The organism is Bradyrhizobium sp. KBS0727 (assembly GCF_005937885.2).
GTDB lineage: Bacteria > Pseudomonadota > Alphaproteobacteria > Rhizobiales > Xanthobacteraceae > Bradyrhizobium.
On record NZ_CP042176.1, the window covers coordinates 2,960,006 to 2,976,110 of the forward strand.

Consider the following 16,105-nt stretch of genomic DNA (forward strand, 5'->3'; position numbering starts at 1 on the left):
AAGTAAGCGTCGCCTCCCGGTGCGGCATTGTGACAGACAACAGCGAGCCATCATGTCGATTGTGAATTCCATCCGCGCCCAGATCCCGCCGATTCATCCGGAGGGCTATCCCTTCATCGGCGGCTTTGCACTGGCCAGCCTGATCCTGTTCTGGATCTGGACCCCGCTGGGGTGGATTGGAACGGTCCTGACGATCTGGTGTGCGCTGTTCTTCCGCGATCCCGTTCGCGTGACGCCGGTGCGCGAAGGCATCGTGGTGGCGCCGGCCGACGGCCGCATCTCGATGATCGGGCAGGTGCTGCCGCCGGCTGAACTCGGTCTCGGCGACCGGCCGCTGCCGCGCATCTCGATCTTCATGAGCGTGTTCAACTGCCATGTGAACCGCAGCCCCGTTTCAGGCCGGATCGACCGCATCGCCTACCGTCCGGGCGCGTTCATCAATGCCGAACTCGACAAGGCCAGCGAAGACAATGAGCGCAATTCGCTGGTGATCTCCACCGCCAACGGGCGGATCGGTGTGGTCCAGATCGCCGGCCTGGTGGCGCGGCGGATCGTCTCATTCGTGCGGGAAGGGCAGTCGATCGGCGCCGGCGAGCGGTTCGGCCTGATCCGGTTCGGATCGCGTCTCGACGTCTATCTGCCGGAAGGCATGAAATCGCTGGTTTCCGAGGGCCAGACCGCGATTGCGGGCGAGACCATTTTGGCCGATTTCGGCTCCAGCGAACAGGGGCGGACGTTCCGCGCCGATTAACCATCCCCTTCGGCTGGAACCGCCGATAGCGGACCGCGCCCTGGCTTGCTATATAATGGCAAGCCATGACGCCCTTTGACCCCCAGTATCCGCACATGCGCCGCCGCCGGTTTCGCCCGATCCCGGTGCGAATGCTGGTGCCGAATTTCATCACCTTGCTGGCGATCTGCGCCGGGCTGACGGCGATCCGGCTGTCGACCGAGGGACGGATGGACCTTGCGGTCTACGCCATCGTGTTCGCGGCCGTGCTCGACGGGGTCGATGGCCGCGTCGCGCGCATGATCAAGGGCCAGTCGAAGTTCGGTGCCGAACTCGACAGCCTCGCCGACTTCGTCAATTTCGGCGTCGCGCCGGGTCTCATCCTGTACTTCTGGCAGTTGCACGAACTCAACAACGGCGGCTGGATCGCGGCGATGGTGTTCGCGATCTCGGGCGGCCTGCGGCTGGCGCGTTTCAACGCCTCGATCGACGATCCCGACAAGCCCGCCTTTGCGGCGAATTATTTCACCGGCGTGCCCGCGCCGATGGGTGCGATCCTCGCGCTGCTGCCGGTCTATCTGGCCTTCCTCGGCATTCCAAAGGCGCCGGCGACGCTGACCGCGGTCTATACGCTTGTGATTGCATTCCTGATGGTGTCGCGGCTGCCGGTATTTTCCGGCAAGACGGTGAAGATGCGCGTGCCGCCGGAAATGGTGCTGCCGGTGTTCGTCTCGGTGGTGTTCTTCATCGCGCTGTTGATCGGCTATCCCTGGCACATTCTGTCATGCGGTTCGGTGCTGTATCTCTTGAGCCTGCCGCTGGGTTGGAAGTCGTATCGCGATCATGAGCGCAATGCGGCGTCCGCGGTAGCTGCGACAGCCGATGCTGCTGCACCGACGACGGCGGCGGCTTCGACATTTGCGCCGGCGCCGAGCGATACCGAGGACGAACGGCCGACGCGGCTGAACTGAGGCCCGCGCGCAACTTCCGATATCTGCCATGAGCCACTGCCGAGTTGGGTTTGAGCCGCTCAATTTCGGCGCGCGATCGGACGCAAAACCGCACTCCACTTTTGCTGATCGCGCGCTTCTCCGCTATAGGCTATGGATGCACGGCTTTCGAAAAACAGCCGGCCCGACAATCAAGGAGAAAACGCCGTGAACAAAGCCGTTACAGCCCCGCTGCCCGCGTCCGTGCTCGAAGCGCTGGGGCGCTACGACACGCCGACGATCTGCAATGCGATGGAAATCGTCGCCCCCGAGCGCCGGCTGATCGGCTACACCACCAAACCGCTGGTTTGCCCGTTTCCCGATCTGCCGCCGATGGTCGGCTATGCCCGCACCGTGACGATCCGTTCGGTGCTGAAGTCGGGCCTGCCTGCCGAGGAGCAGGCGAAACGCCGCATCGAATATTACGAATATGTCGGCACCGGATTCGGCCCGCGCATCACCGTGATCCAGGACATCGACGGCGCTGATGTCGGCTACGGCGCGTTCTGGGGCGAGGTGCAGAGCAACGTGCACAAGGCGCTCGGCTGCCTCGGCGTCATCACCGACGGATCAATCCGCGACATCCCGCAATGGGCGCCTGGCTTTCAGGCGCTGGCCGGATCGATCGGACCGTCGCACGCCTGGGTGCATGCGGAGAATTTCGGCGGCGAAGTCCGTGTCGCCGGCATGACGGTGCGCTCCGACGATCTCATTCACGCCGACAGCCACGGCGCGATCGTGATCCCGCACGATATCGCCGCGAAAATTCCGGATGCCTGCGAACTCTGCGCCCGACGCGAGACGCCGATCCTGGAAATCGCCCGCAGCCCCGACTTCACGCTTGAAAAGCTGAAAGCAGCGCTGAAGAAATCGGCGGAGATTCACTGACGAATATCCACTGACGAAAAGTCAGGGCATCAACAGACGAGGGGCAACGTGATGCGAAGGCTGTGGGCGGCGCTGCCATTCCTGATCCTCGCCGGCGTCCCCGCTGCCGAGGCGCAGACCTATCCCTCGCGGCCCATCACGCTGGTGGTTCCGTTTCCGCCGGGCGGCTCGACCGATGCCGCCGCCCGGATCATGGCCGAGCGGATGCGCGTGCCGCTCGGGCAATCCGTGGTGATCGAAAATGTCGGCGGCGCCGGCGGCAGCATCGGCGTCGGCCGTGTCGCGCGCGCGGCGCCCGACGGTTATACGTTCGACATCGGCCAGTGGGACACCCATGTCGGCAGCATCATCTACAAGCTCGACTACGACCTCGAAAAGGACTTTGAGCCGATCGCGCTGATCTCCAACAATCCGCAGCTCATGGTCGCCAAGAACGACCTGCCGGCGAAGACGCTTGGCGAGCTCGTGAGCTGGATGAAGGCGAACCCCGGCAAGATCAACTTCGTCAACCAGAACGCGGCGGCCAACGTTACCGGCGTGCTGTTCGAGAACCTGACCAAGCAGAAAGTGCAGTTCATTCCGTATCGCGGCGCCGGGCCGGCGATGACCGACCTGATGTCGGGCACGGTGGACCTGCTGGTAGTGCAGGGGGCGGTGGCGCTGCCGCAAATTCGCGCCGGCAAGATCAAGGCGCTTGCCAACCTCTCGCCGCAGCGCTCGGCCTCGATGTCGGATATTCCGACCGCCGACGAGACCGGCGTGCCCGGGCTCTACATGTCGGGCTGGTTCGGCTTCTGGGCGCCGAAGGGAACGCCGAAGGAGATCATCGCGAGACTCAATGCCGCGACGGTCGAGGCGCTGGCGGACCCTGCGATCCAGAAGCGGTTCACGGAACTGGGTCTCGACGTCGCGCCGCGCGCCCAGCAGACGCCGGAAGGGCTTGCCGCGTTCCAGAAGACCGAGATCGGAAAATGGTGGCCGATCATCAAGGAAGCCGGTATCGGCGCGCAGGCGCCATAGCGCGCCGGCCCGGCGCGCCGCGATGTCCCGTTTCCGCAAAACCGCGTTGGCCGGATTCAGGCGATCGTCTTCAAGTACAGACCCGGATCGAAGTACTTGCTGGCGGGCGTAAAGTCCTTGACGCCGGCGTTGGCCATGAAGAAGTCGGTCGACTGCTGCAGCCAGTTGGTGACGGTGCCGTCCGAATACATCTTCTTCCATTCCTGCGACGTCAACATCTTCTGCGCCTTGAAGGACTCGTTGGCCGCGACGGCCGTATGGTTAGCAAAGGGTTGATATCCCGACCGGTACCGGCACACAGGGCCCGGTCCGGACGCCCGGTCGACCGCACGGCGCCGCATCAGCAATTGCCGCACTTAACCTTTACGGGTCTTTAATGGCAGGTCCGTAGGGTTGCCCTACGTGGCCCGATTTGGGCCGCGCACCGTCCAGGATAGGCGGGTGTCGCGTAGGAGTTTCCCATGGATATTATGACGAGCGTCGGGCTGCTGTCCGGTATCGCTGTTATCACCGTCATGGTGCTCATGGGCGGCGACCTCCACATGTTCGTCTCCGAACATGCGATGATCATCATCTTCGGCGGTTCGATCGCCGCCACCATGATCCGCTTTCCGCTCGGCGTGATGATGCACGGCCTGCCGCTCGGCGCCAAGTTCGCCTTCACCATGAGCCGGCTTTCCGCGCGCGACCTCGTCGACGAACTCGCCCGCATTGCCGAGATTGCCCGCAAGCAGGGACCGGTCGGCCTGGAAAAGGTCGAGACCAACGAGCCGTTCCTCGCCAAGGGAATCCGCTATGTCGCCGACGGCTACGACCTCGAATTCATCCGCGACAATCTCGAGCGCGACCGCGACAACTTCCTGATGCATCTCGACGAGGGCAGCAAGATCTACCGCGCCATCGGCGACTGCGCGCCGGCGTTCGGCATGATCGGAACGCTGATCGGCATGGTGCAGATGTTCGCCAACATGACCGACCCGTCGAAGCTCGGCCCGTTCATGGCGACCGCGCTGCTCGCGACACTGTACGGCGCGCTGGTGGCGAACCTGTTCTGTCTTCCGATCGCCGACAAGCTGCACGGCAAGCTTCTGGACGAGGAAACCAACCGCACGCTGATTATCGACGGCATTCTGATGATCCGCGACTCCAAGAGCCCGGCGCTGGTCAGGGAAATGCTGCTGGCCTACCTTCCGGAAAAACACCGCCACGAAGAGGGCGAACCGGTTCCGGCCTGAGGCGCGGGTACGGCAGTCCGGAGCTCAATCCATGGCCAAGAAAAAACGCGGCGATGCACACGGCGGAGGTCACGGCTGGTTCGTGACCTTTGCCGACCTGATGGGCCTGATGATGAGCTTCTTCGTGATGCTCGTCGCCTTCTCGACCATGGACAACAACAAGCTGAAGGTCGTCGCGGGCTCGATGCGCGAAGCGTTCGGCGTGCAGACCAACGTGCGCTATTCCGGCATCGTCGAATCCGACGGTCTGCCGACCCGGCCGAAGCTGAAGAACGTCGATCATATTGCGCCAGAGGATTCATCGGCGACGCCAACCCCGGACGACCAGGACCGCTCCAAGGAAAATGGCGCAAAGCTGAAGGTCGATCGCGAGTTCTCGCTCGCCTCGGCCTCGTTGCGCCAGGCGCTGCAGGACATGCCGGAACTGACCGAAATCTCCAAGCACATCATGTTCGAGGAGACCAAAGAGGGCCTCAATCTCGAAATCGTCGACCAGGAGGGCCGCTCGATGTTCGCCGATGGCTCCAAGGTGCCGTACGACCGTACCCGCCGTCTGATCCAGAAGCTGGCCGGTCCGCTCAAGGCGACGCCGCTGCGGGTCAACATTACCGGCCACACCGCGGCAGGCTTCGTGCCGGGCCGTGGCGATTACGGTGCATTCGATCTTTCCGCCGATCGCGCCAATGTGGTGCGCCAGATTCTCGAACGGGAAGGGCTGCCGCCGTCCCACATCTTCGCGGTCGCCGGCAAGGCCGACGGTCAGCCGCTGTTTCCCGACGATCCGACGCTGCCGGCCAACCGTCGCGTGACCATCACATTGATGCGCGAAGCTCCGCCGCTGCCGCCGGACTTGAAACCGTAAAAATACCCAACTACCATATTACCTCTATTGCGGTGTGATGCGTACCTGCTTTGGGTGCGCTCCGCGTCATCAGCGGTGCTATGCTCGATTGACAGGCAACGCGGAAGCGTCGATAGCCGCCCGGATCAAATCAACCGCAAGAGCGTTTTTCCCGCGTCATGACTGTCAGCGTCACATCCACCGAAGCCCATGAGGCGCCGGCCACGACCGGTTTTTGGGCCCTGACGCTGGGCGGTATCGGCGTGGTGTTCGGCGATATCGGCACGTCGCCGCTGTATGCTTTTCGCGAGGCCGTCGCGCACGCCGCCCACGGCGAGCCGGTATCGCGCGCGATCGTCCTCGGCGTGCTCAGTCTGATCCTGTGGGCGCTGTTTATTGTCGTCACCGCCAAATACGTGCTGCTGCTGCTGCGCGCCGACAACAACGGCGAGGGCGGTACGCTGTCGCTGATGGCGCTGGGGCAGCGCGCGCTGGGCCGCCGAAGTCTGCCGCTGCTGGCGCTCGGCGTCGTCGGCGCCTCGATGTTCATCGGCGATTCCATGATCACGCCGGCGATTTCGGTACTGTCGGCGGTCGAAGGCCTCAAGTTGGTCACGCCGGGGCTGGAACATTACGTCGTCCCGTTGACGATCTTCATCCTGGTCCTGCTGTTCTCGGTGCAGAGCAGCGGCACCGCGCGCGTCGCCTCGGCGTTCGGGCCGGTGATGGTGGTCTGGTTCACGGCGCTGGCGGCGATGGGGCTGTTTCACATCAAGGACGATCCCACCGTGCTCGCGGCGATCAATCCCTGGTACGCGATCCAGTTCGTGCTGTCGCACGGCACCATCGGTCTCGTGACGCTGGGCCTGGTATTCCTGGCGGTGACCGGCGGCGAGGCGCTCTATGCGGATCTCGGTCATTTCGGGCGCAAGCCGATCCAGGCAGGCTGGCTCTATTTCGTATTGCCCGCGCTACTGATCAATTATTTCGGGCAGGGCGCACTGGTGCTGTCCGATCCGTCAGCGATCGAAAACTCGTTCTACCGCATGGTTCCGGATGTGCTGCTGCTGCCGCTGGTGGTGCTGGCGACGGCGGCGACCGTGATCGCGAGCCAGGCCGTGATCACCGGCGCCTTTTCGCTGATCCGGCAGGCCGTGCAGCTCGGCCTGTTGCCGCGGTTCGAGGTTCGCTACACCTCGGAGACTCATGCCGGCCAGATCTATCTGCCGCGGGTCAACCGCCTTCTGCTGCTCGGCGTGCTGCTGCTGGTGCTGTTGTTCCGCACCTCGAGCGGACTGGCGTCGGCCTACGGCATCGCCGTCTCCACCACCATGGTCGCCGACGGCATCATGGGCTTTGTCGTGATCTGGAAATTGTGGAATTGGCGCGCGGCGACCGCGGCTGCCCTGATCCTGCCTTTCGTCGTCGTCGACATGGCCTTCTTCAGCGCCAACCTGTTGAAGCTGCTCGAAGGCGCCTGGGTGCCGCTGTTGTTCGGCGCGGCGGTGGCCGTGATGATCTGGACCTGGCGCCGTGGCGCCGCCATCCTGATCGCCAAGACGCGGCGCATCGAGGTGCCGCTGACCGACCTGATCCGGAGCCTCGAAAAGCGTCCGCCCCACATCGTCAAGGGCACCGCGGTGTTTCTAACCTCGGATCCGAGTTTTGTGCCGACCGCGCTGATGCACAATCTCAAGCACAACAAGGTGCTGCACGAGCACAATGTCATCCTGACCATCGAAACCGCACAGACGCCGCGCGTCGATCCGGCCGAACGGGTCAAGATGGAGACCATCAGCGACAAGTTCTCGATCGTGCGCCTGCGGTTCGGTTTCATGGAATCGCCGAACGTGCCGAAGGCGCTGGTGATTGCGCGCAAGCTCGGCTGGCAGTTCGACATCATGGCGACGTCGTTCTTCGTGTCGCGTCGCTCGCTGAAGCCGTCGGCGCAGTCCGGCATGCCGCTATGGCAGGATCATCTGTTCATTGCGATGAGCCGATCGGCCAACGATGCGACCGACTACTTCCAGATCCCGACCGGGCGCGTTGTCGAGGTCGGTACGCAGGTAACTATTTGATCGCTTGAGGGGATTCGCCCCGCAGGTAGGATCGCGACCCATGCGGGAATTGCATGTCTGAGGCCTGATTTCAGGCTAACCTATGCATTCCCGCCGGGAGTATACGGCTTCGCTTCTGCATTGTGCAGTGCGAGAGAACGGCTGAGGCCCATTTCCATGTCATCCGAAAGTGCGGTCACCGCGGCGGAAACGCCCGCGGCCAATGGACATGGGGCAGCGCATTCCACGGAGGGCTTCAAGGCCCTGATGCTCGGAAGCATCGGCGTCGTCTATGGTGACATCGGCACCAGCCCGCTCTACGCGCTGCGCGAGGCCATCGTCGCCGCCAGCGGCACCGCCGAGAACGTCACCTCGCTGGCTATTCTCGGCGTGCTGTCCTTGATCCTGTGGGCGCTGATCATCGTGGTGACGCTGAAATACGTCGTCATCCTGCTGCGCGCCGACAATCACGGCGAGGGTGGAACGCTGGCGCTAATGGCGCTGGCGCAGCGCGCCGTGACCAAGGGCGCCGGCGCCATCGTGCTGCTCGGCATCATTTCCGGCGCGCTGTTTTACGGCGACGCAGTCATCACGCCGGCGTTGTCGGTGCTGTCGGCGATCGAAGGCATCAAGCTCGTCACCGCGACCTTCGATCCCTATGTCGTGCCGCTCACCGTCATCATCCTGGTGGTGCTGTTTGCCGTTCAGTCGCGTGGCACCGCCAGCGTCGCGGCGTTCTTCGGGCCTGTCATGTGCGTCTGGTTCGTCGTCATCGCGGTCGCGGCGGTGCCGCCGATCGTGGGGCATCCCGAGGTGCTGCTGGCGCTCAATCCGCTTTACGCTGTTTCCTTCATGTTCCACCACGGCATTATCGGCTTCGTGACGCTGGGCGCGGTGTTCCTGGCGGTTACCGGCGCCGAAGCGCTCTATGCCGATTTGGGGCATTTCGGCAAACGGCCGATCCAGACCGCCTGGCTCTTTATCGTGCTGCCGTCGCTGGCGCTGAACTATATGGGACAGGGCGCGCTGCTGATGGCCGATCCCAAGGCGATCGAAAACCCGTTCTTCCTGATGTTCCCGGACTGGGCGCTGATCCCGATGGTCGGTCTGGCGACGGCGGCGACCGTGATCGCGAGCCAGGCCGTGATCACCGGCGCCTATTCGCTGACGCGGCAGGCGATCCAGCTCGGCCTGATGCCGCGGTTCGAAATTCGCCATACCTCGGAAGCGCATTCCGGCCAGATCTACATCCCGCGCATCAACATGCTGCTGTTCATCGCGGTCATGCTGCTGGTGCTGCTGTTCCGCTCGTCGAGCGCGCTGGCCTCGGCCTATGGAATCTCGGTGACCGGCACCATGGTGGTCACGGCGATGATGGGCTTTGTCGTGATCTGGCGGGTCTGGAGATGGTCGCCGATCGCGGCCGCCGCGCTGATCGCGCCGTTTCTGTTTCTCGATCTCACCTTCCTTGCGGCCAATCTGCTGAAGGTGCTCGAAGGCGGCTGGGTGCCGCTGGCGCTCGGCGGCATCGTGATGCTGCTGATGTATACCTGGCGGCGCGGCAGCCGGCTGTTGTTCGAGAAGTCGCGCAAGCTGGAATTCCCGCTGGCCGATCTGGTGGCGATGCTGGAAAAGCGCCCGCCGCAGCGCGTCTCCGGCACCGCCGTGTTCCTGACCTCCGATCCCGACAGCGCGCCGACCGCGCTGATGCACAGCCTGAAGCACTACAAGGTGCTGCACGAGAAGAACGTCATTCTCACCATCGAGACGGCGCCGACGCCGCGCATCGACCCCGCCGAGCGGGTGCGCATGGAGCAGCTCAGCGCCACCTTCTCCAGGGTGACCCTGAAGTTCGGTTTCATGGAATCGCCCAACGTACCGAAGACGCTGGCGATTGCCCGCAAGCTCGGCTGGCAGTTCGACATCATGTCGACGTCGTTTTTCCTGTCCCGGCGCGCGCTGAAACCGGCCGCGCATTCGGGCATGCCGCGCTGGCAGGACCTGCTGTTCATCCGCCTCAGCCGCTCCGCCAACGACGCCACCGATTATTTCCAAATCCCGACCGGGCGCGTCGTGGAAGTCGGCACCCAGGTGACGATCTAGCGCCTGGGCTGATGGCGCGGCCCGGCAACCTCAGGAGCGGGAACGATCCGAGGTCGCGATGGAAGATTTGTTGCGCGGCAGATACGTGCCATGGCCTCGCGTGCCGACAAGCTCACCGTCCCTCATCACGACCTGTCCCCTTACCATCGTGAGGATCGGCCAGCCGGTGACTTCGCGTCCTTCGTAAGGTGTATAGTCGGAGCCGTCGCGGAGCAGGTCATGGGTGATGGTGACGCGCTTGTCCGGATCCCAGATCGCGATGTCGGCATCTGCACCGACTGCAATCGTTCCCTTGCGGGGATAAAGACCGTAGGTCTTGGCATGGTTGGTGGATGTCAGGGCCACGAAGCGATTGAGATCGATGCGGCCCTTCACGACGCCTTCCGAAAACAGGATCGGCAGACGCGTGGCGACGCCCGGAATACCGTTCGGCACCCAGCGGAAGCTCGTGCGCCCTTTCGGGGCGAGCTTGCCTTGTGGATCGTCGTAGCGGAACGGGCAATGATCGGATGAGAATACCGAAAACACGCCGGTGCGCAGACCCTCCCAGCAGGCAGCCTGGCTGGCCTCATCGCGCGGCGGCGGCGAGCAGACATACTTGGCGCCCTCCATGTTGAGACCCTTCAGGTCGTCCGCCGTGAGCACGAGATATTGCGGGCAGGTCTCGCCAAAGACCTTCAGGCCCTTCTGCTGCGCGCGCCGGATTTCCTCCATCGACTCGCGGTTCGATACGTGAACGATCATGACCTGCACGTCGACCAGCTCGGCGAGCGAGATCGCGCGGTGCGTCGCCTCGCGCTCGACCACGATCGGACGTGAGACCGCGTGATAATAGGGTTCGGTCTTCGCGGCGCGCTCCAGGCGATCGGTCAGGAAGCGGATCGCATCGTAGTTCTCGGCGTGCACCATCACCAGCGCACCGGTTTCGCGCGCCACCGACATCACCTCGAGGATCTCGCGGTCCGAAAGCGCGAGATCCTCGTAGGTCATGAACACCTTGAAGGAGGTGTAGCCGTTCTGGATCAGCGCCGGCAGCTCCTGTCCCAGCACCTGCTCGGTCGGATCGGAAATGATCAGGTGAAAGGACACATCGACATAGCAATTGCCGTCCGCGAGCCGGTGATACTGCTTCACGGCCTCGCGCAGCGAATGCCCCTTTTCCTGAAGGCAGAACGGCAGCACCGTGGTGTTGCCGCCGAACGCCGCGGAGCGCGTTCCGCTTTCGAAATCATCGGCCATGACGACGTCGGGCCCGGAGGGCTGGGAGAAGTGGACATGGCTGTCGATGCCGCCGGGCAGAACGAGCTTGCCGGCCGCATCGATCACCTCGCGTGCCGCGCCCAAATCATGGCCCAGCACCGCGATGCGTCCGTCGCGGATTCCGACGTCGCACTGAAATGTGTCGGAAGCGGTGGCGACGGTGCCGCCGCGAATGATGATGTCGAGGGCGCTCATAGCTGCTTTGCCTTGCGTGAGACTCTTGGTTCGACCGCGTCGCGATGCTCGATGTGACGTCCGAGCGCGTCCGGCAATCCAATGGTCGGCTTCGGATCCGGCCGGCGAAACGTCCCGGCGGTCGCTTTCCTGGGTGCGAGCGCAACCAGCGTCTCCGCCTGCCTTACGGCGGCCGCGACCTGATCCACGACTGGAACGGGAATCTTGGACTTGATCTTGCTCGCGAGACCCGCGAGCGGAGCGCCGGCCAGGATGATCACGTCGGCCCCGTCCTCGCGCACCGCGCGGTTGGCGAGTTCGACCAGCAGCGCTTCCTTTTCGTCCTGGACGTTGGAGATCGAGCGGAAAGCGCCGTCGAGCATGCGGATGCCTGCGCAGCGCTCGCGCAGTCCGTGCATCTCGACGCACTCCTGGTACCAGGGTCCAAGCGCGCGCGCGAAGGTGACGATCGAGAAGCGACGGCCCAGCATGCAGGCCGTCAGCATCGCGCTTTCGGCCATGCCGACGATCGGGATGTCGAACAGTTCGCGTGCACCGAACAGGCCGGGATCGCCGAACGCAGCAATAATTGCCGCATCGACGTCATGCTGGTGCTCCGCGAGGAGTTCGAGCGCGATCGCGCCACCGATCTGCGCCTCGGCGCGGGTTGCGATGTAGGGCACCCCACGCGGCGCGGTGAGCGGAACAAGCTCGGTGCCGGGTGAAGCCGCCTCGCGCCCGGCCGACGCCAGGAGATCGGTTACGTCCTGGCTGGTGTTCGGGTTGAGCAGTAGGATCCTCATGGACGTTCCTCTTGTTGCGCGGAGCCGCCGCTGCGCGCGACCGCAGCCGGATCGTCGGGCTGCTTTGCCCCTTCCAGCCGGTCGTTGAGAATCTCCCTGACCACGATCCCGGTCCGGACCACGTGCCGCGCCAGCAGGCGGCCGGCGCGTTCGGCATCGCGCTGCTTCAGCGCTGCGAGCAACGCACGGTGCTCCTGCACGGATTCGTCCCACCGCTCCTGTGACGACAGAGCGAAGAAGCGGGCGCGCTCGGCGCGGCCGAGCAGCCAGTCGTGAGTAGCCTTCAGCGCCCTGTTGCGCGAGCAGGTGACGATAAAGCCGTGAATTTGCTGATTGAGCTCAAAATAGTCGCGAAGCTTGCCGGAATCGTGCAGGCGCTCCATCCGCTCCTGCAGATGGTCGAGCTTCTCCAGGTCGCGCTCGGTCATGCGAAGCGCGGCAAGCTCGGCCGCAACGCGTTCAATGCCACTGACGGCCTCGAAAAGTTCGTCGATCTCTTCCTTGCGCATCGGCGCGATCATTGCGCTGCGGTTGAGGCGCAGCTCGACCAGCCCTTCGGAAGCCAGGAGTTTCAGCGCCTCGCGCAGTGGCGTGCGGGAGATGCCGAGTGCCTCCGACAGATCCGCTTCCACCAGGGTTTCCCCCGGCGCGAGATCACCGCGAACGATCAGGCCTCTCAGCCGCCCCGTCGTCTCCTCGTGCAGACCCGTGCGCTGAAGCCGCAGACGCCTGTTGGCGATAGCCGGGCGACCGGGCCGGGCGCCTGTCTTTGCTTTCTTGCGTAGCGCCATCACGTTCTCCTCCGGGCACTTATAGCGTCCGCGCCCTGAGACGGTATCGAAATCGGATCACGAGCCGGTCAAATGTCTGTCCGCGTCAGCCGACGGCTGGCGTTCGCCCGAAACGGGCCCCACCGTTGCCAGCCGCTCATCCCTAAACAGACTGCCCCATCCTTTGACGCGCGAGGGCGAGACGCCGGCGACAGCCAGGCTCTTCCACAACGTCGCAGCGATCGAATCATAGACGGGGATGCCGAGCTCCCTCTCGAGCGGTTCGGCGAGGCCGGCGCCGCGCATATTCGTGCAAACGATCGCCACCGCATCGCAGCCGTCCCGCGCTACGGCGCGCACGAGATCGGCGATCTGTTCCTCACCGACCTCCGCGAAGGAGAAATTATCCTGCAGCCGCAGATGCCGTTCGGCGCTGCAGTGAAACCCCGACGCCTGCCAGTTCGCCATGATCCGGGACTGCACGTCGCTGCGGTACGGCGTGACGAGGCCGACCCGTCGGACCCCCGTTCGCTCGAAAATCTCGCGAAAGGCCAGCACGGAGGTGCAGGCGGCAATGCCGGTGGCGGCGCGAATGCGCGCGCATAGCTGCTCGTCGCGGTCGAAGCCGAGCCAGCTTGCCGAGGTGCCGTTCCAGGCGATCGTATCGACCTTGGCATGCGCGAGGAGTTCGGCCGCGCGCAGGATCTCGCTGTCGTCGAACTGGCCGAGCGCCTGCTCGGAGAGCGCGATTTCGGTAACCTTGAAGCGGGAGAAATGCGCGGAGATATCGGGCAGGCCGGCCAGCATCGACATCGTGACCGGCTCAAGCACGGTGTTGGACGAAGGGGTCAACATGCCGAGACGAATGCGTCGTGTCATCGTCGTTTTCCAGCTCTCTATGTCAGTGACAGCCTCCCCGGAGGTGATCCGGGGAGGCACGTGACGGCCGCAAATCGCTAGACTGGCAGCTTGCGGCTATAGTCGATCGACATCGAGCACGCGAGCAGCGCGAGCCCGGCGGCGGCAAAGAACATCAGTGCCAGGAAATATGATCCGGTCAGCTGGACGATGAAGCCGACGATGATCGGCACGGTGATGCCGGCGATGTTGCCGCCAAGGTTCATGCAGCCGCCGAGGAACCCGGCACGGTCCCGCGTCGCCAGCATCGAGGGGATCGCCCAGTACATGCCGCACCAGCGCAGGAAGAACAGCGTCGTCGACAGCAGCACCACGACGATGACGGGATCGCGAACATAGGCGACGGCAAAGACCGAGACCGTTGCGATCAGCGCCGCGACACCGAACAGCGTGCGGAACACGAGGTTCGGCGTGCCGCCGCGGGCGCGCCAGGCGTCGGCGATGAAGCCGCCGACGAGCTCGCCGATGAAGCCGGCGAAGAAGATGATGAAGGAAGCGCCGCCCAGCGTCTTGATGTCGAAGCCATGCACCTTGAACAGATAGTTCGGCATCCAGGTCAACAACCCGTAGAACACGGTGTTGAAGAACATCCAGCCGCAGCACATCAGCCAGACCGAGCGGTAGCGGAAATAGCCCGCTGCGCTGCCGCCGAGCGACGCCGGCGCCTGGGCATCTTCCTCGGCGTGCGCGGCCTCGATGAAACGCGCCTCGCTGTCGTCAACGGAGGGATGCTCGCGCGGCGCGTTGCGGATGTACCACCAGGCCAGAAGACCGCACAAAACCGTACCCACGCCGGCCACCAGGAACGCCGCGCGCCATGAATCGAATGCCGCGATCAGCCACGCGATGACGATCGCGCCAAGCGCAGCCCCGAGCGGCGCACCGCCGTCCAGCAGGGTGGCGCCACGGGCGCGCTCGTTCTGCGTCATCCAGATCGCATTGAGCTTGCCGCCCGCGGGATAGATCGGCGCCTCGGTAGCGCCGAGGCCAAGACGTGTCAGCAGCAGCATCACCCAGCTGGTGGACACGGCAGCGATCGCCTGGAAGAAGCCCCAGCCGATGGTCGCCGCAGCAATGACAATGCGGGGCTTGAAGCGGTCCGCGAGCATGCCGCCCGGGATCTGCATGAACGCATAGGTCCAGAAGAACGAGCTGAGGATAAAGCCCTGCGTCGCCGGATCGAGATTGAACTCCTTGGCGATGAGCGGCATCGCCACCGAGAGTGACGCGCGATCGATGTAGTTGATCGCGATCAGGAACAACATCAGGAGGAAAATCCTCCAGCGGACGTTGGTCCGCTTCAGTGCCAGAGCACCACCATCTGCCGTCGTCGTACGCCCGTCCATTCTCAGCCTCCGTCGGTTTGATCCCCATCCTTCTTTGCGCGTGACCCCGCTGTGGCGGCAGGCTTGGGCCATTTCCGATCTAGGGCAACTGCAAGACGGGGACAACCAGAAAATAGCATATTGCATGCAATATTTAGTAATACACTGATATATATAATCTTTTTGTTGTATAATTCAGGCGATGGCGCGCGGGATTCCCGCTCGAATGCGCTGTTTCGATGCGGTCACGGTAAAGTCTTGTCCCTGGATCGCGATCCGCACTGCGACGAAATAGCGATGAGGCTGGCCGTGGCTCGTCCTGTCCGGATGCATGTTTTCGCGGTAGCGATACCCGGCAAGCGCTCCGCTGCCGCGAACGCGATCGTCGTCGCGCGCGGCTATGCCTGGCAGTGGTACATCGCTTCATTTCGCGACGCCGCCGAATTTGGTTGTCCGGTTCTCAAACCCCCAACGGGGCTTGGCCGGTCACGAAGCAGTTTCGGTAATACGGGGGCTTGCGGAACAGCTTTCGGGCGGCCGCTTAAACCGTTTGCAGCGCTTGATTTTCGTCGCGCGAGAGGCGACGTTGCGCCCCGAATAACGGGCTGGCTGGCCCACTTGCAAATCGTTGGGAGGACAGGCGTGGCGGATCATCAGGTGCACGATTTAATGCCGGAGGAAGTGTCGAAGGGGATGGCGGAGGGACGCTATCTGCTGGTCGACGTCCGCGAGCCAAACGAGGTCGCGGTGGAGGCCTATCCGGACGGTGTGGTGGTTCCACTCTCGACCTTCGATCCCGCGGCCATTCCTGATCCAAAAGGCAAGACGGTGGTGTTTGCCTGCCGCTCGGGCAAGCGCTCGGTGACGGCGTCGCTGGCGGCGCAGGCGGCGGGCCTGGCGTATGACCACCATCTGGCCGGTGGCATTTTGGGCTGGAAGGCTGCGGGACTGCCGACCAGGACCGGCGGCTGAGCGCGCCTCAAGGATTTCTT

Annotated in this window: 15 protein-coding genes; 9 read left to right on the forward strand and 6 right to left on the reverse strand. The window is 63.9% G+C overall.

Annotated elements, in window-relative coordinates:
- The first annotated feature begins 52 nt into the window (after positions 1–52).
- The 4 genes from FFI89_RS13460 to FFI89_RS13475 all read left to right on the forward strand — a co-directional run bounded on the left by FFI89_RS13460 (position 53) and on the right by FFI89_RS13475 (position 3,627).
- Positions 53–751: a phosphatidylserine decarboxylase gene (locus FFI89_RS13460; RefSeq protein WP_138837255.1), complete on the forward strand. Its 699-nt coding sequence runs from the start codon at positions 53–55 to the stop codon at positions 749–751.
- A gap of 65 nt (positions 752–816) precedes the next feature.
- Positions 817–1,701, forward strand: coding sequence for a phosphatidylcholine/phosphatidylserine synthase (locus FFI89_RS13465; RefSeq protein WP_138837257.1), 885 nt, complete (start codon positions 817–819; stop codon positions 1,699–1,701).
- A 234-nt stretch (positions 1,702–1,935) separates the two neighbouring features.
- Positions 1,936–2,607 carry an RraA family protein gene (locus FFI89_RS13470; RefSeq protein ID WP_371722514.1) on the forward strand — a complete coding sequence of 224 codons (672 nt, stop codon included), beginning with the start codon at positions 1,936–1,938 and terminating at the stop codon, positions 2,605–2,607.
- A gap of 51 nt (positions 2,608–2,658) precedes the next feature.
- Positions 2,659–3,627, forward strand: coding sequence for a tripartite tricarboxylate transporter substrate binding protein (locus tag FFI89_RS13475; RefSeq protein ID WP_138837261.1), 969 nt, complete (start codon positions 2,659–2,661; stop codon positions 3,625–3,627).
- 56 nt (positions 3,628–3,683) lie between these two features.
- On the opposite strand, the gene FFI89_RS13480 is transcribed toward FFI89_RS13475, so the two are convergent.
- Positions 3,684–3,845: a hypothetical protein gene (locus FFI89_RS13480; protein WP_246669449.1), complete on the reverse strand. Its 162-nt coding sequence runs from the start codon at positions 3,843–3,845 to the stop codon at positions 3,684–3,686.
- A gap of 243 nt (positions 3,846–4,088) precedes the next feature.
- Between FFI89_RS13480 and FFI89_RS13485 the strand changes: the two genes are divergently transcribed.
- The 4 genes from FFI89_RS13485 to FFI89_RS13500 all read left to right on the forward strand — a co-directional run bounded on the left by FFI89_RS13485 (position 4,089) and on the right by FFI89_RS13500 (position 9,863).
- A complete protein-coding gene (locus FFI89_RS13485) occupies positions 4,089–4,862 on the forward strand; it encodes a motility protein A (protein ID WP_074828079.1) in 774 nt (257 codons plus the stop codon).
- 31 nt (positions 4,863–4,893) lie between these two features.
- Positions 4,894–5,724, forward strand: a complete 831-nt coding sequence (locus tag FFI89_RS13490; RefSeq protein WP_138837263.1) for a flagellar motor protein MotB — start codon at positions 4,894–4,896, stop codon at positions 5,722–5,724.
- A 158-nt stretch (positions 5,725–5,882) separates the two neighbouring features.
- Complete coding sequence (locus tag FFI89_RS13495) at positions 5,883–7,781, forward strand: potassium transporter Kup (RefSeq protein ID WP_138837265.1); 1,899 nt, start codon at positions 5,883–5,885, stop codon at positions 7,779–7,781.
- 156 nt (positions 7,782–7,937) lie between these two features.
- Entirely contained in the window at positions 7,938–9,863 is a 1,926-nt protein-coding gene (locus FFI89_RS13500) for a potassium transporter Kup (protein WP_138837268.1), read from the forward strand.
- Between the two features lie 30 nt (positions 9,864–9,893).
- On the opposite strand, the gene hydA is transcribed toward FFI89_RS13500, so the two are convergent.
- The 5 genes from hydA to FFI89_RS13525 form a co-directional block, all read right to left on the reverse strand.
- Positions 9,894–11,318 carry a dihydropyrimidinase gene (gene hydA / locus FFI89_RS13505; RefSeq protein ID WP_138837270.1) on the reverse strand — a complete coding sequence of 475 codons (1,425 nt, stop codon included), beginning with the start codon at positions 11,316–11,318 and terminating at the stop codon, positions 9,894–9,896.
- Positions 11,315–12,100, reverse strand: a complete 786-nt coding sequence (locus tag FFI89_RS13510) for an aspartate/glutamate racemase family protein (protein ID WP_138837272.1) — start codon at positions 12,098–12,100, stop codon at positions 11,315–11,317. Before FFI89_RS13510 ends, hydA begins: the two co-directional genes overlap by 4 nt.
- Positions 12,097–12,891: a GntR family transcriptional regulator gene (locus tag FFI89_RS13515; RefSeq protein WP_138837273.1), complete on the reverse strand. Its 795-nt coding sequence runs from the start codon at positions 12,889–12,891 to the stop codon at positions 12,097–12,099. The genes FFI89_RS13510 and FFI89_RS13515 overlap by 4 nt, the downstream gene beginning before the upstream one ends.
- Before the next feature lie 57 nt (positions 12,892–12,948).
- A complete protein-coding gene (locus FFI89_RS13520) occupies positions 12,949–13,749 on the reverse strand; it encodes an aspartate/glutamate racemase family protein (protein WP_210249114.1) in 801 nt (266 codons plus the stop codon).
- Between the two features lie 77 nt (positions 13,750–13,826).
- Complete coding sequence (locus tag FFI89_RS13525; protein ID WP_138837275.1) at positions 13,827–15,134, reverse strand: MFS transporter; 1,308 nt, start codon at positions 15,132–15,134, stop codon at positions 13,827–13,829.
- Between the two features lie 648 nt (positions 15,135–15,782).
- Here FFI89_RS13525 and FFI89_RS13530 point away from each other — a divergent pair.
- Complete coding sequence (locus FFI89_RS13530; RefSeq protein WP_138839242.1) at positions 15,783–16,085, forward strand: rhodanese-like domain-containing protein; 303 nt, start codon at positions 15,783–15,785, stop codon at positions 16,083–16,085.
- The last annotated feature ends 20 nt before the right edge of the window (positions 16,086–16,105 follow it).

Excerpts from the sequence above, each read along its gene's own strand:
- FFI89_RS13460 (WP_138837255.1), top strand. The coding sequence starts at position 53 with ATGTCGATTGTGAATTCCATCCGCGCCCAGATCCCGCCGATTCATCCG.
- FFI89_RS13465 (WP_138837257.1), top strand. The coding sequence starts at position 817 with ATGACGCCCTTTGACCCCCAGTATCCGCACATGCGCCGCCGCCGGTTT.
- FFI89_RS13475 (WP_138837261.1), top strand. The coding sequence starts at position 2,659 with ATGCGAAGGCTGTGGGCGGCGCTGCCATTCCTGATCCTCGCCGGCGTC.
- FFI89_RS13480 (WP_246669449.1), bottom strand. The coding sequence starts at position 3,845 with ATGTTGACGTCGCAGGAATGGAAGAAGATGTATTCGGACGGCACCGTC.
- FFI89_RS13485 (WP_074828079.1), top strand. The coding sequence starts at position 4,089 with ATGGATATTATGACGAGCGTCGGGCTGCTGTCCGGTATCGCTGTTATC.
- FFI89_RS13490 (WP_138837263.1), top strand. The coding sequence starts at position 4,894 with ATGGCCAAGAAAAAACGCGGCGATGCACACGGCGGAGGTCACGGCTGG.
- FFI89_RS13495 (WP_138837265.1), top strand. The coding sequence starts at position 5,883 with ATGACTGTCAGCGTCACATCCACCGAAGCCCATGAGGCGCCGGCCACG.
- FFI89_RS13500 (WP_138837268.1), top strand. The coding sequence starts at position 7,938 with ATGTCATCCGAAAGTGCGGTCACCGCGGCGGAAACGCCCGCGGCCAAT.
- hydA (WP_138837270.1), bottom strand. The coding sequence starts at position 11,318 with ATGAGCGCCCTCGACATCATCATTCGCGGCGGCACCGTCGCCACCGCT.
- FFI89_RS13510 (WP_138837272.1), bottom strand. The coding sequence starts at position 12,100 with ATGAGGATCCTACTGCTCAACCCGAACACCAGCCAGGACGTAACCGAT.
- FFI89_RS13515 (WP_138837273.1), bottom strand. The coding sequence starts at position 12,891 with ATGGCGCTACGCAAGAAAGCAAAGACAGGCGCCCGGCCCGGTCGCCCG.
- FFI89_RS13520 (WP_210249114.1), bottom strand. The coding sequence starts at position 13,749 with ATGACACGACGCATTCGTCTCGGCATGTTGACCCCTTCGTCCAACACC.
- FFI89_RS13525 (WP_138837275.1), bottom strand. The coding sequence starts at position 15,134 with ATGGACGGGCGTACGACGACGGCAGATGGTGGTGCTCTGGCACTGAAG.
- FFI89_RS13530 (WP_138839242.1), top strand. The coding sequence starts at position 15,783 with ATGCCGGAGGAAGTGTCGAAGGGGATGGCGGAGGGACGCTATCTGCTG.